General features: G+C 36.6%; 31 protein-coding genes and 1 pseudogene. 20 read left to right on the top strand and 12 right to left on the bottom strand.

Annotated elements, in window-relative coordinates; all coding sequences use genetic code 11:
• Positions 1 to 168 precede the first annotated feature (168 nt).
• The gene (locus KMHG_RS10400) at positions 169 to 1,671 is read left to right on the top strand and encodes a primase C-terminal domain-containing protein (protein WP_010289336.1); all 1,503 of its coding nucleotides are present in this window, start codon (positions 169 to 171) and stop codon (positions 1,669 to 1,671) included.
• On the opposite strand, the gene KMHG_RS10395 is transcribed toward KMHG_RS10400, so the two are convergent.
• The 5 genes from KMHG_RS10395 to KMHG_RS10380 all read right to left on the bottom strand — a co-directional run bounded on the left by KMHG_RS10395 (position 1,672) and on the right by KMHG_RS10380 (position 6,070).
• On the bottom strand, positions 1,672 to 2,748 hold the full coding sequence (locus KMHG_RS10395) for a toxic anion resistance protein (RefSeq protein ID WP_010289333.1): 1,077 nt from the start codon (positions 2,746 to 2,748) through the stop codon (positions 1,672 to 1,674).
• A gap of 12 nt (positions 2,749 to 2,760) precedes the next feature.
• The gene (locus KMHG_RS10390) at positions 2,761 to 4,380 is read right to left on the bottom strand and encodes a YceG family protein (protein WP_010289332.1); all 1,620 of its coding nucleotides are present in this window, start codon (positions 4,378 to 4,380) and stop codon (positions 2,761 to 2,763) included.
• A 227-nt stretch (positions 4,381 to 4,607) separates the two neighbouring features.
• On the bottom strand, positions 4,608 to 4,721 hold the full coding sequence (locus KMHG_RS18785; protein WP_390619010.1) for a zinc ribbon domain-containing protein: 114 nt from the start codon (positions 4,719 to 4,721) through the stop codon (positions 4,608 to 4,610).
• A 143-nt stretch (positions 4,722 to 4,864) separates the two neighbouring features.
• Positions 4,865 to 5,446 (bottom strand): TerD family protein, encoded by a 582-nt coding sequence (locus KMHG_RS10385; RefSeq protein ID WP_010289331.1) that lies wholly within the window; start codon positions 5,444 to 5,446, stop codon positions 4,865 to 4,867.
• A 12-nt stretch (positions 5,447 to 5,458) separates the two neighbouring features.
• A complete protein-coding gene (locus tag KMHG_RS10380) occupies positions 5,459 to 6,070 on the bottom strand; it encodes a TerD family protein (RefSeq protein ID WP_010289330.1) in 612 nt (203 codons plus the stop codon).
• Between the two features lie 138 nt (positions 6,071 to 6,208).
• Here KMHG_RS10380 and KMHG_RS19090 point away from each other — a divergent pair, with 138 nt between their 5' ends.
• Both KMHG_RS19090 and KMHG_RS10370 read left to right on the top strand, forming a co-directional pair.
• The gene (locus KMHG_RS19090) at positions 6,209 to 6,367 is read left to right on the top strand and encodes a hypothetical protein (protein ID WP_154647370.1); all 159 of its coding nucleotides are present in this window, start codon (positions 6,209 to 6,211) and stop codon (positions 6,365 to 6,367) included.
• Positions 6,368 to 6,473: 106 nt separating this feature from the next.
• Positions 6,474 to 6,683, top strand: a complete 210-nt coding sequence (locus tag KMHG_RS10370) for a diguanylate cyclase domain-containing protein (RefSeq protein ID WP_161601008.1) — start codon at positions 6,474 to 6,476, stop codon at positions 6,681 to 6,683.
• Between the two features lie 121 nt (positions 6,684 to 6,804).
• Here KMHG_RS10370 and KMHG_RS10365 read toward each other — a convergent pair whose 3' ends face one another.
• The 3 genes from KMHG_RS10365 to KMHG_RS10355 form a co-directional block, all read right to left on the bottom strand.
• Positions 6,805 to 7,029, bottom strand: coding sequence for a hypothetical protein (locus KMHG_RS10365; protein ID WP_010289327.1), 225 nt, complete (start codon positions 7,027 to 7,029; stop codon positions 6,805 to 6,807).
• Positions 7,030 to 7,119: 90 nt separating this feature from the next.
• Positions 7,120 to 7,569 (bottom strand): hypothetical protein, encoded by a 450-nt coding sequence (locus KMHG_RS10360; protein ID WP_010289326.1) that lies wholly within the window; start codon positions 7,567 to 7,569, stop codon positions 7,120 to 7,122.
• A gap of 129 nt (positions 7,570 to 7,698) precedes the next feature.
• Entirely contained in the window at positions 7,699 to 7,911 is a 213-nt protein-coding gene (locus tag KMHG_RS10355; RefSeq protein WP_010289325.1) for a hypothetical protein, read from the bottom strand.
• A 104-nt stretch (positions 7,912 to 8,015) separates the two neighbouring features.
• On the opposite strand from KMHG_RS10355, the gene KMHG_RS10350 reads away from it, so the two are divergent.
• Both KMHG_RS10350 and KMHG_RS10345 read left to right on the top strand, forming a co-directional pair.
• Positions 8,016 to 8,285: a GNAT family N-acetyltransferase gene (locus tag KMHG_RS10350; RefSeq protein ID WP_010289322.1), complete on the top strand. Its 270-nt coding sequence runs from the start codon at positions 8,016 to 8,018 to the stop codon at positions 8,283 to 8,285.
• A gap of 235 nt (positions 8,286 to 8,520) precedes the next feature.
• The gene (locus KMHG_RS10345; RefSeq protein ID WP_010289319.1) at positions 8,521 to 9,003 is read left to right on the top strand and encodes a peptide-methionine (S)-S-oxide reductase; all 483 of its coding nucleotides are present in this window, start codon (positions 8,521 to 8,523) and stop codon (positions 9,001 to 9,003) included.
• Between the two features lie 122 nt (positions 9,004 to 9,125).
• On the opposite strand, the pseudogene KMHG_RS19440 reads toward KMHG_RS10345, so the two are convergent.
• The 3 genes and pseudogenes from KMHG_RS19440 to KMHG_RS10330 all read right to left on the bottom strand — a co-directional run bounded on the left by KMHG_RS19440 (position 9,126) and on the right by KMHG_RS10330 (position 10,340).
• A pseudogene (locus KMHG_RS19440) lies at positions 9,126 to 9,431 on the bottom strand (AbrB/MazE/SpoVT family DNA-binding domain-containing protein).
• A 19-nt stretch (positions 9,432 to 9,450) separates the two neighbouring features.
• Positions 9,451 to 9,954, bottom strand: a complete 504-nt coding sequence (locus KMHG_RS10335; RefSeq protein ID WP_010289316.1) for a hypothetical protein — start codon at positions 9,952 to 9,954, stop codon at positions 9,451 to 9,453.
• Positions 9,954 to 10,340: a hypothetical protein gene (locus tag KMHG_RS10330; protein ID WP_010289312.1), complete on the bottom strand. Its 387-nt coding sequence runs from the start codon at positions 10,338 to 10,340 to the stop codon at positions 9,954 to 9,956. The genes KMHG_RS10335 and KMHG_RS10330 overlap by 1 nt, the downstream gene beginning before the upstream one ends.
• Before the next feature lie 588 nt (positions 10,341 to 10,928).
• On the opposite strand from KMHG_RS10330, the gene KMHG_RS19585 reads away from it, so the two are divergent.
• The 10 genes from KMHG_RS19585 to KMHG_RS10280 all read left to right on the top strand — a co-directional run bounded on the left by KMHG_RS19585 (position 10,929) and on the right by KMHG_RS10280 (position 15,866).
• Positions 10,929 to 11,408, top strand: coding sequence for a TlpA family protein disulfide reductase (locus KMHG_RS19585; protein ID WP_238984688.1), 480 nt, complete (start codon positions 10,929 to 10,931; stop codon positions 11,406 to 11,408).
• Between the two features lie 3 nt (positions 11,409 to 11,411).
• A complete protein-coding gene (gene trxA, locus KMHG_RS10320) occupies positions 11,412 to 11,726 on the top strand; it encodes a thioredoxin (protein ID WP_010289310.1) in 315 nt (104 codons plus the stop codon).
• Positions 11,727 to 11,799: 73 nt separating this feature from the next.
• On the top strand, positions 11,800 to 12,393 hold the full coding sequence (locus KMHG_RS10315) for an SAM-dependent methyltransferase (protein ID WP_010289306.1): 594 nt from the start codon (positions 11,800 to 11,802) through the stop codon (positions 12,391 to 12,393).
• A gap of 195 nt (positions 12,394 to 12,588) precedes the next feature.
• A complete protein-coding gene (locus tag KMHG_RS10310; protein ID WP_010289302.1) occupies positions 12,589 to 12,849 on the top strand; it encodes a metal-sensitive transcriptional regulator in 261 nt (86 codons plus the stop codon).
• Between the two features lie 50 nt (positions 12,850 to 12,899).
• On the top strand, positions 12,900 to 13,376 hold the full coding sequence (locus KMHG_RS10305; RefSeq protein WP_010289301.1) for a DsrE/DsrF/DrsH-like family protein: 477 nt from the start codon (positions 12,900 to 12,902) through the stop codon (positions 13,374 to 13,376).
• A 61-nt stretch (positions 13,377 to 13,437) separates the two neighbouring features.
• The gene (locus KMHG_RS10300) at positions 13,438 to 13,728 is read left to right on the top strand and encodes a rhodanese-like domain-containing protein (RefSeq protein WP_147608165.1); all 291 of its coding nucleotides are present in this window, start codon (positions 13,438 to 13,440) and stop codon (positions 13,726 to 13,728) included.
• Positions 13,729 to 13,741: 13 nt separating this feature from the next.
• A complete protein-coding gene (locus tag KMHG_RS10295) occupies positions 13,742 to 14,038 on the top strand; it encodes a rhodanese-like domain-containing protein (RefSeq protein WP_010289297.1) in 297 nt (98 codons plus the stop codon).
• A 47-nt stretch (positions 14,039 to 14,085) separates the two neighbouring features.
• Positions 14,086 to 14,316, top strand: a complete 231-nt coding sequence (locus tag KMHG_RS10290; protein WP_010289295.1) for a sulfurtransferase TusA family protein — start codon at positions 14,086 to 14,088, stop codon at positions 14,314 to 14,316.
• A 73-nt stretch (positions 14,317 to 14,389) separates the two neighbouring features.
• Positions 14,390 to 15,175 (top strand): sulfite exporter TauE/SafE family protein, encoded by a 786-nt coding sequence (locus KMHG_RS10285; RefSeq protein ID WP_026022074.1) that lies wholly within the window; start codon positions 14,390 to 14,392, stop codon positions 15,173 to 15,175.
• A 13-nt stretch (positions 15,176 to 15,188) separates the two neighbouring features.
• Positions 15,189 to 15,866 (top strand): DsbA family oxidoreductase, encoded by a 678-nt coding sequence (locus KMHG_RS10280; protein ID WP_010289293.1) that lies wholly within the window; start codon positions 15,189 to 15,191, stop codon positions 15,864 to 15,866.
• Positions 15,867 to 16,012: 146 nt separating this feature from the next.
• Here the strand turns inward: KMHG_RS10280 and KMHG_RS10275 are convergent, their stop codons facing one another.
• Entirely contained in the window at positions 16,013 to 16,240 is a 228-nt protein-coding gene (locus KMHG_RS10275) for a hypothetical protein (RefSeq protein WP_010289291.1), read from the bottom strand.
• 132 nt (positions 16,241 to 16,372) lie between these two features.
• Between KMHG_RS10275 and KMHG_RS10270 the strand changes: the two genes are divergently transcribed.
• The 5 genes from KMHG_RS10270 (at position 16,373) to KMHG_RS10250 (ending at position 19,242) form a co-directional block, all read left to right on the top strand.
• Positions 16,373 to 16,639: a hypothetical protein gene (locus KMHG_RS10270; RefSeq protein WP_010289289.1), complete on the top strand. Its 267-nt coding sequence runs from the start codon at positions 16,373 to 16,375 to the stop codon at positions 16,637 to 16,639.
• A gap of 128 nt (positions 16,640 to 16,767) precedes the next feature.
• The gene (locus KMHG_RS10265) at positions 16,768 to 17,196 is read left to right on the top strand and encodes a DUF4362 domain-containing protein (protein ID WP_010289288.1); all 429 of its coding nucleotides are present in this window, start codon (positions 16,768 to 16,770) and stop codon (positions 17,194 to 17,196) included.
• A gap of 81 nt (positions 17,197 to 17,277) precedes the next feature.
• The gene (locus tag KMHG_RS10260) at positions 17,278 to 17,847 is read left to right on the top strand and encodes a tetratricopeptide repeat protein (protein ID WP_010289287.1); all 570 of its coding nucleotides are present in this window, start codon (positions 17,278 to 17,280) and stop codon (positions 17,845 to 17,847) included.
• 731 nt (positions 17,848 to 18,578) lie between these two features.
• Positions 18,579 to 18,809: a hypothetical protein gene (locus tag KMHG_RS10255; RefSeq protein ID WP_010289286.1), complete on the top strand. Its 231-nt coding sequence runs from the start codon at positions 18,579 to 18,581 to the stop codon at positions 18,807 to 18,809.
• An 82-nt stretch (positions 18,810 to 18,891) separates the two neighbouring features.
• Positions 18,892 to 19,242 carry a helix-turn-helix domain-containing protein gene (locus KMHG_RS10250; RefSeq protein ID WP_010289285.1) on the top strand — a complete coding sequence of 117 codons (351 nt, stop codon included), beginning with the start codon at positions 18,892 to 18,894 and terminating at the stop codon, positions 19,240 to 19,242.
• Positions 19,243 to 19,251 lie beyond the last annotated feature (9 nt).

Below are 19,251 nucleotides of genomic sequence, written 5' to 3'. Positions count from 1 at the left end.
TCATTTTTGCGGTTGTATGTTGCATAGTTTGACACGATTAACGTTGTTCACAATTCCCGGAAAACGTTGTCATATCAACGCTTATCGCTATTTCCAAAAATGAGATTGTGTAAAATGTAACCTTTTTTCTCATTTATACTATACGTATTAAACGAGAGGAGGATACGTATGGACTTTCAAGTTGAACAATTAATTAAAACATTGTTTCACAACAGCTTAAAAAATCCTGGCAATGTTGAGACACAACATCGCCAAGGTGGTATTTTTGCTGTCACTGAAAAGCGCAACTTACAAACTGCTTATGGTGTAAAAGGTGAGATTATTACATCAACTACACAGCTCATGAAAAATATGGACAACTATTCTCATTTCACACCGAATACGTATACGAAATATCGTTATACAAATGGGTTTAAAGAGTATGTAAAAGGATTTAGCGAAGAAAATTTAATGCAGGTGAATGCCTTCGTTATTGATATTGATACGAAGCAATATACACCTCAAGATATTTTGCTCGCTTGCTTAGATGACAGCATTGGTGTCCCAACACTACTGTTAGCTTCTCCACGCGGTTATCAACTTTATTTCATGCTGACATCACCGCTTCACATTAAAAAAGGTGGTACAGGTATTTTCGTGGCGAAAAAAATTGCTGAACAATTAAAAAAAAGTTTAAGCCATGTCGGTGCAGATCTATTTTGTAATGACTTTGGTTTTTTCCGTGTGCCAACGCCGGATAATGTCGTATGGATCAATTTAGAACAAACATACGATATTGCACAACTCATTCGCTGGTCACAACAAGTAAGTGAAGAAGAATTGTTCACAAAAACAAATGCTGTCCGCCACCGTCAAAATTTAACCAATCAAACTTGGTTTAAAGCGCTTTTGCAAACGCCACATATTCGCGGTGAAAAGGGTGTCATCGGTCGTAACAATACATTATTCACACTCGCGCTTGCTTGCTATGCAGATGGCATCTCATTTTCAGATGCGATGTGCACGTTAAGTACATTTAATGCACAGTTATATACACCACTCTCTCAGCGCGAATTCGAAGCGATTATCCATTCAGCTTATAGTGGACGCTACCAAGGCCCAGAACGCTTTTATATCGAGCAATTAACAGCAGCTTATACAGACGTAAAGCCGTACGTGAACTATAAAGGTTGGTACAAACATAAAAAAGACCGCGCAGATCGTACACGCAGCCATTTACATGAATGGGAACAAGATATTATTCGTTACATTGAACGTGCTGAAAAACAAGATGGCTTCGTTTGGATCACACAACGTGCACTATGTGAAGCGATTGGTATTCCGAAAAGCACATTAAATAAATTGTTAAAACAATCTCAAACGTTACTTACACGTACATTCGGTAAAGGTCGTAAAGCCATTACTGGTTTTTCAACACGCACTATTATTGAACAAGAATTTATCGCACGTTATTTAGCAAAGAAAGAACGTACAACAAAGATATATGCAGCGTTCTTACTAACATGCATTCATGAAGTAGAAATCTATGATGCATCTGTTTGTCGCACTTTACTGTTAGATGATTTACATAGAAAACGATCCACTTTATTAAATGGTCCACACTGCCATTACATATCTGTATCTAGGCAGACAAAAAGCACAGCATACGAATATACTGTGCTTCAACATTAATTATTTACTGAATACATCTTTTGCTTCTTCACGAATTTGTTCTAAGCGTACACGGTCTTGTTGACGTTGGATAACTTGTTCATCTTTTACTTGTTTATATTCATCAATACCTTTAACGATTGTATCCCACATATCTTCAATCGTTTCCATTTTGATACTAGATGTACCTGTACGTCGTGCAATATCAACACTTTGATTCATAATGTCTTTTGTTGTTTCTCGTAGCATTTCATTAGCACGATCTTCAAAAGCATTTAATGAATCAGCATGGAGCTTTTGACGTTTAGCATTTACTGCATTGATGATACCCATTTTAAAGATTGGGATTGTTGTAACGAATGCGCTGTTGATTTTAGCAATGAGATCATTGTTCCCACGTTGAATCGATTTGATTTGAGGAGCAGCAATAACAGCAACCATACGTGCTTTCTCAAGATCGTCTACTTTACGATCTAATATTTCTTCAGCTGTACGAAGGTTTTCTAGTTGGATACGAGCCATTTGATTACCATTTGCGACATCAGCTTCAAGCTTTGGAATGTCTTGATTGCGTAATTCTTCTAGCTTTAATTCAGCTGCTACTGCATATTTTTCGAGATTTAAATAGTACTCAATATCTTGATGATACAAGCCTTCAAGATCTTTATTGTTATGTTTCAGTTCATCTTCAATAATTAAAAACTGTTGATGAATTTTATCAATTTCAGTACCGAGAGATGTATATTTTGCAAAGAGGGAATCAATGCTTTTCTTTGCACGATTAAATAGCTTCCCGAAGAAATTTGGTTCTTTTAAAATCTCATTTTTATCAAACTTGTTCATTACTTTTTCAAGTTGTTTCAATAGTTCACTTGAATCATCTAATTTCGATAAAGTCATCGAATGTAAAATTTGGTCGGTAAAGCGTGATAACTCTTGTGAAGGTTCTTTACCGAGTGCAAGAATATCGTTGGAATCACGCCAATCAACAGCTTTAATGATTGCTGCAACTTCAGGATCATTTCGTAAAGCGAGACGTGTCTCATTCGCAGTTTGTTCGTTTAAACCTTCTTTTTGTAACGGGATTAAATCTGACATATCATTTCCTCCTTAGTCAAAAAAACGTTTTCGAATTTTATCAATCAATGAAGCACTTTTCTTACGTTCTTGAAAGGCTTTATCAAATACCATTTCATCTAAGCGGTGGAGCGTGTAAATCTCATTATCTAAATACGTTTCAATATCTTGTTTACCAGTAGGGGTATAAAATATAATGTCAAAGCCATAGCGATTTAAGAAGCTCAATAAAATGGCATCTGCACGACTAAATTGCCCAAGCGTTTCATCGTAGTAGACGATGATTTTAGGAATATGTTGTGCATAGTCAAAACTTTGCATCATGCGTAATATATCTTTCGGTAACATCGACAGTTGTTTCAATGTCGTAATTGACAGTTCTCGATTCGATTCACCCGGCAATGTTTGCACACTCGGTTGTTCGCAACAGTCAATAATAATGAGCGCGATGGCACGCTGAATTTCAGGCGTTAAATCTTTATATTGCCAAAAGTCATTTTGCATCATACGTTCTGCATCTAGCTGACCGCCTACGAGACTTTTTTCGTAATGAAAGCGGAAATTGGCTTTTGATTCTTTCGCATATGGGAACTTTTCGATTCGCAACGTATGTGGCAAATCTAATAGCTCATGCATACGCCGCCAATAGTCTGCACGATCTCGGCTCATACCATTTATTTTTGCAAAAATCGTTGGAATATAAACCGTTGGATTTTGGGCTTTAAATCCCGGACGCATCATTGCAGGTTCTTTTGCATAAATGAAAATATCATCGTACGTATGTTGGAGCTTTACACTATGTGGCTCGTAATGTTGATATTGCCACGGACGATAAATACCTTGCTCGTCTTGTATGAGACGTTCTAACTGTTGTGTCGAACGATAGCCAACTGTCGCTTGTACTTCACGAATTTGCGTTGGAAATGGCTGTAGCGGAGCTGTATTGCCGTAATCGTAAATAACGCTACTTGTTTGTTCTGGGTCAATCGCTGCAAAAGCATCTTTCCCAGTTGGGTCAAATATCGCAACGTCACATCCTAATTTCATCAGAAGTAATAAAAAATATTGTTGGCTTAGGGTGCATTCACCGTACCAAATGACTTTTGGGAAAGGTGTTTCAGGTGTCGCCGTTTCCATCCATTGAATCCAATGATTTTTTAACCATTTTACGATATCAATTAAAAATCGTCTGAAACCATTTGATAACAAGCCTTCTGTTTGTTGTGACTGAAATTGTTCAATGACATCAATCACCGCCAGCTGTAAATGTCGATTAAGTCTTGCATCTTGATGTTGCGGGATGAGTTTTGCACCGTACATCATTGCGACGAGTCGATTAATAGATAATCCTTTTGGGAGCTCTCGATGCTTTTGTAAAATGTTTTGGAGCAGTTGGAAATCTTGATTGTCGATACGTTTATCGAGCTCTTCACTTAAAACGTGAATCTCGCTTCCGGTATGCCATTCATATAATGTATTAAAGTATTCAACTTCATCTAATGGCACGCCGAGTACGCGAACTGCTATGCGCTCGAATGTTAATTGTTCATCACTTGTTTTATAATGCGGACGTTCGTGCGTTGGTGCTAAAAAATATGTTAGCCAATCTGTCGTTTCTTCTCGTAAAACAGGTGTGATGAGAAATGGGTTCATGTGTTAGCCCCCTCTCTAATACGTTCTAATATTACTGTACCACGAAGTACCTCATTTAATCTTTGTGGGTACATCGCGCATATTTTTGGGATTTTGAAATTGAACTACCCCCACTTAGCCGTTCTTCGAACATGCTTGAAGTGGGAGATTCCTACGAATAGTGCTTGCTTGTTTCCACTTGCTCGAAGCAGCGGCTTCACTTTTTGAGTAGGCGAGCCCCGTAGTCCCTACGGTTGTTGGTGTAACATGCTTAGTCCTTCAGCTAAAATATTTTGACTTGCATTGATGTCGCGGTCTAGTGTCGTATCACAAGATGGACAAGTCCACTCACGAATATCCAAGAAGAAATGATAAAATGAGAAACATACGTGGAAATACTATCCACATAATGTGCACATCAGACATAAAAATGAGATTTTGAGATTCATCTAGTATGTAAAAAAGATACTTACTGAAATCAGCAAGTATCTTAAAGGTAGGGAAATTAGTTTACATCTAGACCGTAATCTGTCGCAAGTGCAGCTAAGCCACCTTGGTAACCAGCGCCTACTGCGTTAAATTTCCACTCGCCACCGTGACGGTATAATTCACCAACAACGATTGCTGTTTCGATAGAGAAGTCTTCTCCTAAATCGTAGCGAATTAATTCTTCGTTTGAGTTTGCATCAACGATACGGATGTATGAGTTTGATACCATACCGAAGTTTTGACCGCGTGAGTCTGCTTCGTGAATTGTTACTGTGAATGCGATACGGCTGACGTTTTGTGGGACGTTTTGAAGATCCACTTTTACTGTTTCATCGTCGCCATCGCCTTCACCTGTTAAGTTGTCACCAGAGTGCTCAACTGAACCGTTACCGCCGATTGTGTTGTTATAGAAGATGAAGTTTGCAGGATCATCTACTTTGCTTGCTTCGTTTAATAAAAATACTGATGAGTCTAAGTCAAAGTTTTGACCGCCATCGTATTTATTTGTATCCCAACCAAGACCTACGATAATGTTTGATAAACCTGGGTTGCCTTTTGTTAAATCAACTTTTTGACCTTTTTGTAATGAAATCCCCATTTTAATTCCCCCTTATTTATAACTTGCGATAACGGCGCTTAAATTGGCATCATTTGTGCCATTGCCGATTGCAGCAAACTTCCATTCTGTACCGTGACGATAAATTTCACCAGTAACAAGCGTTGTGTTACCAGAGTAATCGTCCGTTAAGTTATAGCGAATTAATTCTTCATGGCTATTTCCATTCAAGACGCGAATGTACGCATTTTGAATCATGCCAAAATGTTGCTTGCGGTTAATCGCATCGTAAATGTTTACGACGAATACGAGACGATTATATTCTTGTGGGATGCTGCTTAAATCGATTGTGATTACTTCATCGTCACCATCGCCGTCACCTGTTAAATTGTCACCAGAGTGCTGAATCGCACCATTTTGACTTTTGAGGTTACCAAAGTATACGACGTCGTTTTTAGAACGAACGTGATCGTCTTGCAACATAATGACAGAAGCATCACAGTCGATGTTTGCTTGCTTACCGCCACCACCGAATAGGCTACCTAAAAACCCACCGCCACTCGCTTTTTGAGCAGGGTCCCAGCCTAAACCAACTTGAATACGGCTTAAACCAGCATTGCCTTTTGTTAAGTCAACGCGTTGACCCTTTTGAAGATTGATACCCATCAAATGTTCACCATCCTTATAAATGGAAATGTGCTAGTAAAGACTAGTCTTTAATTAATACGAACAGGTACTAGAAAAGTTTCATTTTTTCGAAAATAGGAAAAAGAAAAATGAACTTTTTTGAGAAGAGGGATGAATATGATCGTACTAGCTACATTAAAAGCGCAATTTGAAGATTTACGAACGGCTGTACATCATAGTGAGATAGAAGAGAATTTGACAAAATTCAAAGCGCTTTATGACGAATTTATAAAGATTACCGCATATGATGATGCGATAAAATGTTTCACACAATAAATGCTCGGCATGTATCGAAGAAAAATTGCCAGATAACAGTTTTATGTGTCGCTATAGTGGTGAAGAATTTGTCATTGTGATGCATCAGTAGGAGGCAGTTATGAACTTGTTTGAACAATTATTTTCATGCATTCATGGTTTATCCATTAAACATAAAGACGTAATATTACAATTGTCGACTAGCATGGGCATCGCGATAAGTGTAGAAAATGACTGTTTTGAGACGTTGTTTGCTAGAGCAGATGCTGCGGTATATAAAGCAAAACAATCAGGAAAAAGAGCGTTTTGCGTATTAAAAAAAGAGGCTGGGACATAAGTATAAAAACACCATCTTAAATGAGCATAAAAAAACCGGAATCGCGCTGTGGCACGGTTCCGGTTTTTTGTTGCGAACGCTAAAAAAGGAAAATGAAATGTTTTGTCCCAGCCTCATTATATTAACGCTTATAAGTATGAGGATAATTCATCAATTGTTCTAAGTAATCGAACTGTGCAGCAGTTTGTAATAAACCGCCATCAGGTGAATATGGATTACGATCGAGTTCTTTCAATAGGCGTAAAATTTCACCTTGAGAAATCGGTAGATCACATAAATCGCGATGGAAAGCACTTAAAATGTGAATCGTTTCTGTAAAGTCGAGCATAAAGCTATTATAAGCCATAAAAAACGACTCCTTTCTGTAAAAATGTAAACAAGTTTATATGTATACATAAAACAAGTCTGCTGATAGGTTCAGCAGACTTGTTTTATTTTAGTTGTGGACAACGTTCCGTAAACGAATTTGTTTACGACGGAAAGTATACAACGTTTCTGATAAAATGAAATCGCGCATTGCAGCCGCTTCTGCAACGATTGTTGAAACGTAAGCATCGTCTTCAGTAGGTACTGCTACGGATACTTGAAACAATGTATGACCTTCAACGGTCGTCGTTTTGTAGTGAGCAAGTACGTTACAATGTTTTTCCATTGTTTCTAAGTATGCTTGCTCGTAAAGAGGAAGAAGCGTGAGATCTTCCTGCTTTGGCATGTTTAAAACTTCATCAATGTATAATACTGCATTATGGGAAAAATCGCGTTGAATCGCAAGATCTGGTGTACATGTATATAGCTGAAAATCTTCTAAATCATGCAATTGCAACGAATTTAATTGTCCAGTCAAAACAGGTTGTTCAAAATACATTTCTAAATCTAAAGAGCCCAAGACAAAACCTCCTTTACGTTATTTTAATCATAGAAAAAGTCAGCTGGAATCCAACTGACTATACACCGACCAATGCGTTAACAATTATTTAATTTTAACGATTTTTTCCTAAATGTGCAAGCAATATAACTAGCAAAATTTACGTACAAATTCGAGTAAGTTATCAATTGTCGTAAATGCTTCGTGATATGAGTGGGTTTCGAGTTCGAAAAATTTAAAACGGCGTACGGTAATTGTTTGCGTTTTAATTTCTTGCCCGTATGTAAGTGTATGAACGTCGCGCTCAATGATGGCGATATCATCTAAATGTTCCAGAAGCTCATATAGTTCGATTTGCTCCATAGCCATCATCCTTTCATGCTATTGACCATATTGTAGCGGATAATGGAGGCAAAATACAATAGTCGCATGCATTTATATGGTACAGTTGTAGTGAGGTGATAACGATGAATTTTGAATTAACAGATCGAGGATATGAGTTATTGAAAGATGGTGAGAGTATCGCTCGCATCGTCTGGACATTAGAAGATAACGTGATGCAAGTGACAGGTACGTACACAGATGAGTCGTTACGTGGTCAAGGGATTGCTGGAAAACTTGTAGATGCAGCAGCTGATTATGCACGCGAAAAAGGGTATAAAATGAAAGCCATTTGCCCGTATGTCGTGAAGAAATTTGAAGATACAAAGTACGATGATGTGAATGTAGAAGCTTAACATAGAAGAAGGAAGGCATTTGTTGAGCCTTCATCTATGTAAAATGCCGGCGTATAATTGATACACCGGTATTTTTAGTTGGAATTTCACTTTAGCTAAGACGTGGCTCCAAATTTCTTCTCGCAAAAATTTGGGTATGTAGGCATCTCCTTTTGAAAAAGCGGTCGGTTAGAACTGCTACTTTAAAATTGCATCAGTTTTATAAAATAAATGACACATTTATAGAGGTGAAAATATGGAAATAGTATATATTGCAGGTGGCTGTTTATGGGGAGTTCAAGCTTTTATCAAAACTTTACCGGGTGTTAAGTTTACAGAAGCAGGAAGAGCTAATGGAACGAGCCATACTCTTGAAGGGGATTACGATGGCTACGCTGAATGTGTAAAGACGGGATTCGATCCGACAGTTGTATCAATTACGGAATTAATGGATTATCTATTTGAAATCATTGATCCATACAGTTTGAATAAACAAGGAGAAGACGTTGGAGAAAAATATAGAACAGGGATATATAGTGAAAATCCTGAACATTTAAAAGAAGCAAAGGCGTTTCTTAGTAATAGAGAAGATCATGACCTTATAGTTGTTGAAGTATTACCGCTTAAAAACTATGTAAGAAGTGCAGAAGAACATCAAGATAGATTAGCTAGATGTCCGAATGATTATTGTCATATTCCAGACGAAATATTAAATAAATATAAGAACAGAACTATTTAATAAGCATCTCTGTTCTGAACTGAACCCTATTTTGTAGACAGTTTAATAAAAAACGATGTAGCTAGTTCTTAGGCTGTGATGAGATGACTTCGGTAACTTGCCGGAGTCATCTTTTTTAATGTCTATTGCTTTCTTGTATGGTTGTAATGATTCATATACTCTAATACAAGTGTATGTAAATCCGCTAGGCTTTCAGCTCCCTTTGGCGAAAGTGTGATGTGATTAAATAAAGTAAAATTATCTGGCGTAATTTCTCCTGTTACGATGCATGCAGCATTCGAAACGAACTTTCATAGAATGATTTCCTCACCTTCGACGAAAATTTCAACAGGGTCTTTTTCGTTGATTTCAAGCGTTCTGCGTAGCTCCATTGGGATAACGATACGCCCTAATTCATCGACTTTGCGTACGATACCAGTTGATTTCATGATTGTGTCCTCCTAAAACTTACTTCTTTTTCTCATTCGATTTCAAAAGCTCTTCTAAACGATTTTCATAGAACGCACGAATACGATCGTTTTCAGCCTGAAGCTCTGTAATACGTGTGTTGTATGTATCGAGCTGAGCTTGTAATTTCTCCTGGTATTCACGTTTAGCCTTCACAATGGCACGCTCTAACGCAAGCTCATGGCGTTCTTGTAAAAGGACAGTCGCTTGCTCACCTTTCGCTTTTTCCTCGCCTAACGCTTTTTCAAGCTCAGTGGCTTTCGCTTCATTAGCTTTTGATTCATTTGTGGCAGTCGTTAATGCCTGTTCAAGTTGTTGCTTTTCAGTAGTAACAGTTGTGAGTAGAAACTCTTTTTCCTCAGCAAATGCCACCTTCAACTGTTCATTTTCCTCTGCATAGCTTTGATACTTCGTCACCAGTCCCGTTAAGGAATCATTTTTATCCTTGTATTCAGCGATTAGGAGCTGGATGTTTTCAATGGCTGTGCGGGCTTCATCGAGCACTAGGCTTGAATCGCTATTAGCTCATCTTTATCAGCTTGTAGGGTTTGTACAGATTGCTTTGTTGCTTGTAGCTTTTCCTGAAGCTCGGCAAGTAGCTGTTCTTTCTTTTCAAGCTGCTCCGATATTTCACGTACAGCTTGATCCTTGAAGTACATCGATTGCTGCACCATATTCACGACAAGCTCATAAATACGAGTCGTATGAAGCTTAAGCTCGTTTAAATCACGTGTGTATTCAGGTGCGTTTGTTTGCAGTGCCTTTACTTCATACGTAGCAAGAGCGTTTTCAAACCAGTCACGACTAGAAAGCCCGCTTGTTTCAATGAGGAGCTTTGCCTTTTCATATACTTCATCTGTTACTTTAAAGCCAAATGTTTTATCTGCCATTTGAATCCCTTACAAATTGATTAGAAATAGTTAACTATAAATGCATGTAAATCAATAGTTAACTAGCTAACATTATGATTCAACAACAATAAAGAAAATCCTTTTATTTAATAGAAAACGTAGAGGGAAATTTTGTTAAGCAGGATTAAAGTAATTTCTACAGAAAAATGGCGTTGACTTTATACCCATTAGGGTATATTGTGTATCTAAGTAAGTTAAGAAATAATCTTTTATAGTTAATGGAGGAGTTTCAAGTGAAAAAAGTAGTCATTATTGGTGGAGTTGCTGGCGGTGCCTCGGCAGCGACAAGTATTCGTTTGGGAAGATAGCTGGCTGTACTGGGCTGGATTAGTGACGATTTTTCAGCTCATTTATTGCGCCTTTCAAGAACAATAGCTTGTTGTCAGTTTATGGGCTATTCTACTTGTACTAATTGAACGAAATAAAAGTGAGCGGGTTTTATTAGGACAACTATTTTTGCTCATTTGGTTAGATGGGTTTAGTTCGAGTTTTACAATACTTCAACTTATTGTGATTGGTAGTGTGTATGCTAAAAAGAAACAGGCTCAGATTCTAAGTGTAGCAGGTGTGTTAATTTTAGTGGCGATGATGCTAGGTGATATCGAATCAAAAATAGAGCCTACTACGCGAGAGGTAATCGATTTGCCTACAATGACGGGTGAACACTATCATTTAACAGAACAACAGCGATCGTTAACCATCGTAAATTTTTTTGCTACATGGTGTCCACCTTGTAAAGCAGAAATGCCACATCTTCAAAGCTTTGCAGAAAATGTACCTGAAGATGTAGCACTAATCGGAATTAATTTAACAGCGCGCGATAAAGGTACAGAAGCTCTCGTGAATTTTATCGATACGTACGACGTGACGTATCCAATTTTACTAGATGAAACGGATGACATAGGTTCAGCCTTTCAAGTTCTTTCTATTCCAACGACAGTGTTTCTAAATGAACACGGAGAAGAATTGGAGCGAATTGTGGGACCTGTAAATGAAGAGCAATTACGGAAGCTCACGGAAAAATATCAATCATTATTGGAGGAATAAACAATGGCAATAGTCCATGCAACAGATGCAAATTTTGCACAAGAAATTTCACAAGGTGTCGTATTAGTCGACTTTTGGGCAGCTTGGTGTGGCCCATGTAAAATGATTGCACCAGTATTAGAGCAAGTGGATGCAGAAATTGGCAATGTCGTGAAGGTTGTAAAAGTAAATGTGGATCAAAACCAATTAACAGCTGCAAAATACCAAATCATGTCGATTCCTTCATTATTAGTATTCAAGGATGGTCAATTAAAAGGTAAAACAGCGGGCTTTATGCCAAAAGATGCATTAATTGATTTTATTCGTCAAACAGTGTAAAAACTTAAACCGTATACCTATCGGGTGTATGGCTTTTCAGCATTTAAAACGTATAAAAAAGGAGCGAAAGTGTATGAATCCATGGAATGAACGATTTAAAGCAGAGCAATTTGTGTATGGAACGGATGCAAATGTCTTTTTACAGGAGCAGATAGCTATATTCAACGGCAAGCAAAAGATTGCTTGCTACGCTGAAGGAGAAGGACGTAATGCTGTCTTTTTAGCACGTTACGGTAAAACGGTCACGGCATATGATTATGCCCAGGAGGGTTTAACGAAAACAATTAGGTTAGCTGAACAGCAGGGGGTATTGGTAGAAACAGAACTCACAGATTTAATAAACGATCCATTGAAGCAGGAAGTGTATGATGGGGCTGTCATGATTTTTGGGCACTTTGCGAAAGAGCAACAATATGAGGTATTAAATAAAATCATGCAGTCGCTTAAACCGGGTGGGGTACTACTACTAGAACTATATGAGGATGGCCAATTAGCGTATAACACAGGTGGTCCTCGTGATCTTAACTACCTTTATAATGAACAAGCACTAAAATCATGGGCAAAAACATATGAAATTCTTCATTTTGCTTGTGTAGAGGTGGAACGTACGGAAGGGATTCTACATACAGGGGTATGTAAAGTGCTGCAATGCGTAGTGGAAAAGTAAATTTAAGGAAAGTAAGCGTGTGAAAAACGGACGATTGTTCGGACAACTAAACCTCTTTGAAACATTGTTATACTAATGTTTCGCAGAGGTTTAGTGATTTTTTTAAAAAAAGAGTAGTTAAAATCGTTGACATATACCTATAGGGGTATTAGCATATAAATAGATTTAACAGCAAATCAAAAAGAGTTGAACAACATGCATTACGATGCGAAGGTTACAGTACGCCTGAAAAAAATTGAAGGTCAGCTTAGAGGGATTTTACGAATGATGGAAGAAGAGCAAGATTGTAAAGCCATAATCAATCAACTAAGTGCAGTGCGATCTGCTGCAGACCGGACAATCGGCGTAGTCGTCACAGATAATCTAGTTGAATGTATGACAGATGAGGATACAGTCAGCGTAGATAAAGATATATTAGTCAAACAAGCAGTAGACTTATTACTGAAAAGTTGTTAAGTCTTTTTATTTTAATAAAAATTATACCCCCGTGGGTAGTGGAGGTCCTGATGGAAAAGAAAAGAACAACAATCGTTTTATTTAGTGGAGATTATGATAAGGCAATGGCAGGGTACATTATCGCGAATGGTGCAGCAGCGTACGATCACGAGGTAACAATTTTTCATACATTCTGGGGAATCAACGCTCTACGTAAGCAAGAGCCAGTAGAAGTGAAAAAAGGTTTCCTAGAAAAAATGTTTGCCAAAATGATGCCACGTGGTGCTGAACAGTTAGGTCTTTCAAAAATGCAAATGGCTGGTATGGGACCAAAAATGATTAAGCATGTTATGGCGAAGCATAACGCTTTAACGCTTACACAATTAATTGAAATGGCACAGGAGCAAGACATTAAAATCGTGACATGTACGATGACAATGGATTTATTAGGACTTCAAAAAGAAGAGTTACTAGATGGTATTGAATATGCAGGTGTCGCTGCCTACTTAGCGGATGCAGAAGGCGGCAACGTCAACTTATTTATTTAAGAGATGACTCATGGAAACATGGATCTTACTAGCAGTTGTTGTGGCATTTTTTGCCTAGCGTATGATGCCGACAAAAGGTGTAAAGAATATCTCAACGGCCGAGTTAAAGAAAATCATTAACGATAAAGATAAAGTGTTTGTCGACGTACGCACACAAGGTGAATACAAAGCACGTGGTTTAAAGCAATTTAAAAACATCCCACTTGGTTCTGATTTCTCGAAATTACCAAAGGATAAAGAAATTGTCGTGATTTGTCAAAGTGGGATGCGTTCAAAGCAAGCATGTTCAAAATTAAAGAAAATGGGCTATACAAATGTCACGAATGTTCGTGGTGGCATGAGTGCATACTAAGGAGGATATAGTAATGAAGGAAATTTCAACAGACGCGTTACAAGCAAAATTAGAAGCAGGCGAAACACTTAATTTAATTGATGTTCGCGAAGTAGATGAAGTCGCAGCTGGACATATTCCAGGTATCATCAATATTCCACTTGGCTTACTTGAGTTCCGTATGCATGAGCTTGATAAAAATAAACCCTATATTATGATTTGCCGTTCAGGTGGACGCAGTGGTCAAGCGACAGCGTTCTTACAGTCACAAGGTTATGACGTAACAAACATGACAGGCGGTATGCTGGACTGGGCTGGCGAAGTAAAGTAATTTTTACATTTTAAATAACATTACCTTATGAGGTATGGAGGTTCTATATGATTAAAGCAGATGTTCAATTAGATGCAAAAGGTTTAGCATGCCCAATGCCAATCGTACGTACGAAAAAGGCAATTGATACAATTAATACAGGTGAAGTATTAGAAGTATTAGTAACAGATAAAGGCGCTTTAAATGACTTCCCAGCATGGTCAAAAGCAAGCGGCCATACGATTTTAGAAACAAAAGAAGAAGATGGCGTACATTTCTTCTACATTCAAAAAGCATAACAGTGTTGGGGGCGAGTAGAGCATTGTTCTACTCGCTTTCGTACTATTAAAACGAAGAAAGAAGGAAAAGGCAATAGAAATTGATTTATCCATCACATATATTACCGTCATTTGCGCATTAGGCTTTATTGGTTCATTTATCTCAGGGATGCTCGGGGTCGGGGGCTCGATTATTAAATACCCGATGCTACTCTATATTCCATCACTATTTGGTTTAGCGGCATTTACAGCCCATGAAGTATCGGGGATTAGTGCGGTACAAGTATTCTTTGCCTCAATCGCAGGTGTATGGGCATATCGTAAAAGTGGTTTATTGCATAAAGAGCTCATTATCTACATGGGTGCTTCCATTTTAGTTGGTAGCTTTATTGGTAGTTACGGCTCAGGCTTCTTATCAGAGGACGCTGTCAATATCGTGTATGGCATGCTGGCAGTTATTGCAGCGGTCAGGATGTTTATTCCACGGAAAAAAGTGGAGGACACAACGAATATTACATTTAACAAACCATTAGCCGTGATTTTCGCGTTAATCGTCGGGATTGCATCGGGGATTGTCGGGGCAGCAGGTGGCTTCTTACTTGTCCCAATTTTACTGACAGTACTTAAAATTCCAACGCGTGTGACAATTTCCACAAGCTTAGCGATTACGTTTATTTCGTCTATTGGTGGTTCAATCGGGAAGGTGATGACAGGTCAGGTTGAATATTGGCCAGCCTTCATTATGATTATTTCGAGTATTTTAGCAGCTCCACTTGGGGCAAAAGTCGGACAAAAAATGGACGTGAAAGTGTTGCAGTGGTTACTAGCCATTATGATTGGAGCCACAGCAATTAAAATTTGGTGGGATATTTTAGCATAAGGAGAGTTTATAAATGAAAATTGAAATTTTTACGGATTTTGCATGTCCGTTTTGTTATATTGGTAAAAAAAGATTAGCTCAAGCAATCGAGCAAGTAGGTATAAAAGATGTGGAATTTGTCTATAAAGCATATCAATTATATCCAGAAGAAAGTAAAAATGAAACAACATCATTTTCAGAAACAGGTCTTTCAGCTGAACATATAGAAGCAATTATAATGCAAGCGAAAGAAGTAGGTTTGGATTACGAGCTAGAGAAAGTTCAAATGGGCAACACAGAAAATGCACATCGTTTAGCTAAATGGGCAAAAACGAAAGGGCGCGAATCGGAATTCATTGAAGAAACGTTCCATCGTTATTTTACAAAAGGTTTAAATGTCAATGAAATGCAGCAATTGCTTGATATCGTTGAGCATGTCGGTTTGCCGGTTGAGGAAGCAAAAGCAGTATGGAATAACCCTGATGCATTTCAGGAGCAATTAGCACAGGATCGTTATGATATTCAGCAAATTCCTGTGACAAGCGTTCCGTTTTTCGTCTTCGAAAATCGCTTCGGCATTAAAGGCGTGGAGCCACTAGAGGTCTTTACAAAAACGCTAGACCAAACGAAAAACTACTTGCAGCAGCAAGCACCATCGCTAGTAATGCAAGGGGACACTGGGGCAAGTTGTTCAATCGATGGCTGTGAATAAATGAAGCGTGCTTTTAATGGATAGCCATGCAAAAATGTCGTTTTTAAATGTAGTAAAAGAATAGTGTTATCTAAATTTGAACTGAACCCCGAATAGTGGACACTTTAAAAAAAGTGAACCTATTCAGGGTTCAGTTCAGGTAATAACTATCTTTTTCTTTTAATTACCTTATGTTTTTTATATAAAAGCAATAAAATAATTAAATAAATAATAATGGCAATAAAACTTTTCATGAATCCACTTAAAAGATATTCGCTTAGGCTGATTTCACTGGCTGTAATAATACCTTCATCATCAGTATTGAAAATAGTGGTATGAGTAGTAGCAAAACATATAAAACAAATAATGAATCCAATTAATAATTTAATTTTCATTTTTTTCTCTCTTTCTATTATTCTTTTGTAAGAGAAACTATATTATTTCCTCTCTAAAAAATTACAGGAAAATCCATATATAAAATTTTATAAATTCATTATATCAAATATAATTTTTCAGATGAAACACTTATGGAACTTCTTGAAATTGGTCATGAAATTGAATTCACTTATAAAAATAAGGAATATTTTATTTCAAATTTTCAAGAGGGTCGTTCATTAATATTAGATTCAGAAAAATTATGTGATTATACACATGACAATTATAAATTTGTTCAAATGGCCAACACTGATGGAATGACAATTGAAGCACTATTTAAAATCATGGTGATGAAATCGAACTCGGGACTATCTAATAGAATAACATTCCTAAATCCTTCATTGGGAATGTTAAATTAAGCAGCTGGGACAATGTGACACCCTAGCAGCTTTTTGTTTGCCAAACATCATTTTGGTAGCGTTTCTTGAATAATCATTATCTATGTTAATATGAAAATATTGGCAATATTTGTTCTGGAGGTATAAAGATGTTAAAAAGATATATTGGATTCTTAGCGTTGAGTTTTTTAGTTTTACTGTCAGGTTGTACTGATGCAGTTAATAATAAGCCAAAGTATGTTGAAAAAGAAAGTGACATTCTCGATAAACATGGAGAGATAGAAAATAAAGCGCGATTTGATCTTTTTTTAAAAAATATACAGCAAGGAAAAGAAGATAATATTAGGATTGTGCATTACACAAAAGAGGGAGATGCCATTCTTCATGATTACGAATTCAAAAATAAAGTAATAAATGTTATTCAAGATAACAGTCATGATCACTATGGCGATACGGAAATTGCTAAAACAACTTGTAAAAAAATTAAAGAAAATAAAGATAGCGATAAAACAAGCTATACGCTTATTGGCTGTACTTCACCAAAAGCTATCGATACAGAAATATTAACTGTTAAATAAAATTTACCGAACGTAGCTTTAAGATTATTTCAAGGTATAATTTAACATCTTGTGAGTTCAGAATGATGAGGTGAAGTAGATGTGGAAATATTCGAGTTTCAAAAAAATATATCCGTTATAAATGAATTTATTTATTTTGATGAAAATGATTACTTAAGAGAGAAAACAAACAATCCTATAAAGCTTAAACAATTTATTGCTGAAGCAAAGTATTTATTAAGCGAAAATGAAGAACATAAATATTATCTTTGTGGAATTATAGGTAATTTATATAGAATTTGTGAAGAACCACAAGATGCTTTAAATTATCTATATGAATGTTTGAATATTTCATTAGAGGAAGGCAGTATAAAAAAAGAAATTGTTAGTTTAATACGACTTGGTGAAGCATTAAAATACGCCAACCGGCATCAAAAAGCATTAGAATTATTTAATCATGCTCTTACTAAATGCGATGATAATCAGGTTGATACATATCTAGATTTTACATTGCAGCATAAGGGAAAGTGTTTGATGGAATTAGAGCAATTAGATGAGGCTAAAAATTGTTTTATTAAAGCATTAAAATTACGAGAATCTAAAGCTGAACCTGCTTTAATAGAATCAACTAAATTGGCATTAAATCTAATAGGAACCTTAAAAAAGAAGTGATATATATTTCTTAATTTAATCATGCTCCCAAATTAAGGTGAGGAAGGCTGATAGCTAGGATTAATGCGATTCTAGCTATTTTTCTTTACCAATGGAATGAATTTTTATAAAGCTAAAGGTTTTGAAATCGTTGAGGAATTTGATGATAACTTTGATGGACATATTTAAAAAACTGTTCGGATGGTATTGGAGGTTAGATAGTTTAAAAATAGATTATTTATACATTTAGATACAAAATAATGTCCCCAATAAGCCATTATAAACATTAAATCAAGCAGTTGGAGTATCACATTGTCCTAGCTGCTTTTTGTTTACTAAACATCGCTTTGGGTGCATTTAGTCCTTCAATTCAGATATAATGAATATATTAAAGAGCTAGATATTTAGAGGAATGAAATTATGTATTTAACACAATACGAGAAAAAAGAAAACAAAGCAGAAATCGAGTGTATGCTATATTAGCTAGTATCATGATACTTTTCAACGTCATTTTGTTTATTTTCGAAAAGTATCTAAATCATATTCTTCTAGAGATTTAAGAAAAAACGGAAAATTAGATACACGTAGATATTATGGAAAAGACGGAAAAGCATAATTTGATATTCATTATTCAAATTATGGAAATCCTAAAGTACACATGAAAGTACCTCATCGTCATGATTGGTATAGTAAAAATGGGAAATAGACAAAAAAATCTACGTGGTATTAATAATAAAAAATGGGTGAAATAAATGGATCAAGAAACTTGGGAAACTGTTCAAGAGGCTATTAATGAAGGACAAGAATTAAGTTTTGACTACAAAGGTGATGAATGGTGGATTAGTAGAGTAGATGCAGAAAAAAGCTTCTTATTAACACGTTCTTCAGATAGCTATACTCAATATTTTGCAACTGCTGAAGAACTCTATCAAAAAGGAATGATTGACGGAAAACCATTTATTGAACGAATTGAAGAATTATAGTATAAAAAGCCATGTGTAGAAGAAAAGTGAACTGCATCCCAATTGTTAGACACAATCTAACAATTGGAGGTGTAGTTTTTTTATGATCAAATTTATGAGCGCATTAAAATTAGCGATTGTACAGGGATTTAATCCAAATGAAATTTCACAAAGAGAGTATGCCTCTCAGGTGTGTGTCACAAGATGCCAAATTCAGTTCTGGTTGAGATCATATGAATTACATGGTGAAGAAGTGTTTCAAAATTCCTATACAAATTATCCTGTACCCTTTAAACTAAATGTACTTAATTATATGGTTCAATCTGGTGAATCCCTGATGGAAACGGTAGCGCTCTTTAAAATTTCTAGTTATACAATGGTGTATTCTTGGAAAAAACAGGTGGCGTCTGGTGGCCTAGAGGCCCTTGGACCAAAATCAAAGGTGCATCCATGAAAAAAGAAT

The sequence above is a fragment of the Kurthia massiliensis genome, assembly GCF_000285555.1.
GTDB classification, from domain to species: domain Bacteria; phylum Bacillota; class Bacilli; order Bacillales_A; family Planococcaceae; genus Kurthia; species Kurthia massiliensis.
This window is presented reverse-complemented; position numbering and strand designations above follow the sequence as displayed.

What these genes read in the sequence shown, in the direction of transcription:
- KMHG_RS10400 (WP_010289336.1), top strand. Translation starts at nt 169, where the DNA reads ATGGACTTTCAAGTTGAACAATTAATTAAAACATTGTTTCACAACAGC.
- KMHG_RS10395 (WP_010289333.1), bottom strand. Translation starts at nt 2,748, where the DNA reads ATGTCAGATTTAATCCCGTTACAAAAAGAAGGTTTAAACGAACAAACT.
- KMHG_RS10390 (WP_010289332.1), bottom strand. Translation starts at nt 4,380, where the DNA reads ATGAACCCATTTCTCATCACACCTGTTTTACGAGAAGAAACGACAGAT.
- KMHG_RS10385 (WP_010289331.1), bottom strand. Translation starts at nt 5,446, where the DNA reads ATGGGGATTTCATTACAAAAAGGTCAAAAAGTTGATTTAACAAAAGGC.
- KMHG_RS10380 (WP_010289330.1), bottom strand. Translation starts at nt 6,070, where the DNA reads ATGGGTATCAATCTTCAAAAGGGTCAACGCGTTGACTTAACAAAAGGC.
- KMHG_RS19090 (WP_154647370.1), top strand. Translation starts at nt 6,209, where the DNA reads ATGATCGTACTAGCTACATTAAAAGCGCAATTTGAAGATTTACGAACG.
- KMHG_RS10365 (WP_010289327.1), bottom strand. Translation starts at nt 7,029, where the DNA reads ATGGCTTATAATAGCTTTATGCTCGACTTTACAGAAACGATTCACATT.
- KMHG_RS10355 (WP_010289325.1), bottom strand. Translation starts at nt 7,911, where the DNA reads ATGGAGCAAATCGAACTATATGAGCTTCTGGAACATTTAGATGATATC.
- KMHG_RS10350 (WP_010289322.1), top strand. Translation starts at nt 8,016, where the DNA reads ATGAATTTTGAATTAACAGATCGAGGATATGAGTTATTGAAAGATGGT.
- KMHG_RS10345 (WP_010289319.1), top strand. Translation starts at nt 8,521, where the DNA reads ATGGAAATAGTATATATTGCAGGTGGCTGTTTATGGGGAGTTCAAGCT.
- KMHG_RS10330 (WP_010289312.1), bottom strand. Translation starts at nt 10,340, where the DNA reads ATGGCAGATAAAACATTTGGCTTTAAAGTAACAGATGAAGTATATGAA.
- trxA (WP_010289310.1), top strand. Translation starts at nt 11,412, where the DNA reads ATGGCAATAGTCCATGCAACAGATGCAAATTTTGCACAAGAAATTTCA.
- KMHG_RS10315 (WP_010289306.1), top strand. Translation starts at nt 11,800, where the DNA reads ATGAATCCATGGAATGAACGATTTAAAGCAGAGCAATTTGTGTATGGA.
- KMHG_RS10310 (WP_010289302.1), top strand. Translation starts at nt 12,589, where the DNA reads ATGCATTACGATGCGAAGGTTACAGTACGCCTGAAAAAAATTGAAGGT.
- KMHG_RS10305 (WP_010289301.1), top strand. Translation starts at nt 12,900, where the DNA reads ATGGAAAAGAAAAGAACAACAATCGTTTTATTTAGTGGAGATTATGAT.
- KMHG_RS10300 (WP_147608165.1), top strand. Translation starts at nt 13,438, where the DNA reads ATGATGCCGACAAAAGGTGTAAAGAATATCTCAACGGCCGAGTTAAAG.
- KMHG_RS10295 (WP_010289297.1), top strand. Translation starts at nt 13,742, where the DNA reads ATGAAGGAAATTTCAACAGACGCGTTACAAGCAAAATTAGAAGCAGGC.
- KMHG_RS10290 (WP_010289295.1), top strand. Translation starts at nt 14,086, where the DNA reads ATGATTAAAGCAGATGTTCAATTAGATGCAAAAGGTTTAGCATGCCCA.
- KMHG_RS10280 (WP_010289293.1), top strand. Translation starts at nt 15,189, where the DNA reads ATGAAAATTGAAATTTTTACGGATTTTGCATGTCCGTTTTGTTATATT.
- KMHG_RS10275 (WP_010289291.1), bottom strand. Translation starts at nt 16,240, where the DNA reads ATGAAAATTAAATTATTAATTGGATTCATTATTTGTTTTATATGTTTT.
- KMHG_RS10270 (WP_010289289.1), top strand. Translation starts at nt 16,373, where the DNA reads ATGGAACTTCTTGAAATTGGTCATGAAATTGAATTCACTTATAAAAAT.
- KMHG_RS10265 (WP_010289288.1), top strand. Translation starts at nt 16,768, where the DNA reads ATGTTAAAAAGATATATTGGATTCTTAGCGTTGAGTTTTTTAGTTTTA.
- KMHG_RS10255 (WP_010289286.1), top strand. Translation starts at nt 18,579, where the DNA reads ATGGATCAAGAAACTTGGGAAACTGTTCAAGAGGCTATTAATGAAGGA.
- KMHG_RS10250 (WP_010289285.1), top strand. Translation starts at nt 18,892, where the DNA reads ATGATCAAATTTATGAGCGCATTAAAATTAGCGATTGTACAGGGATTT.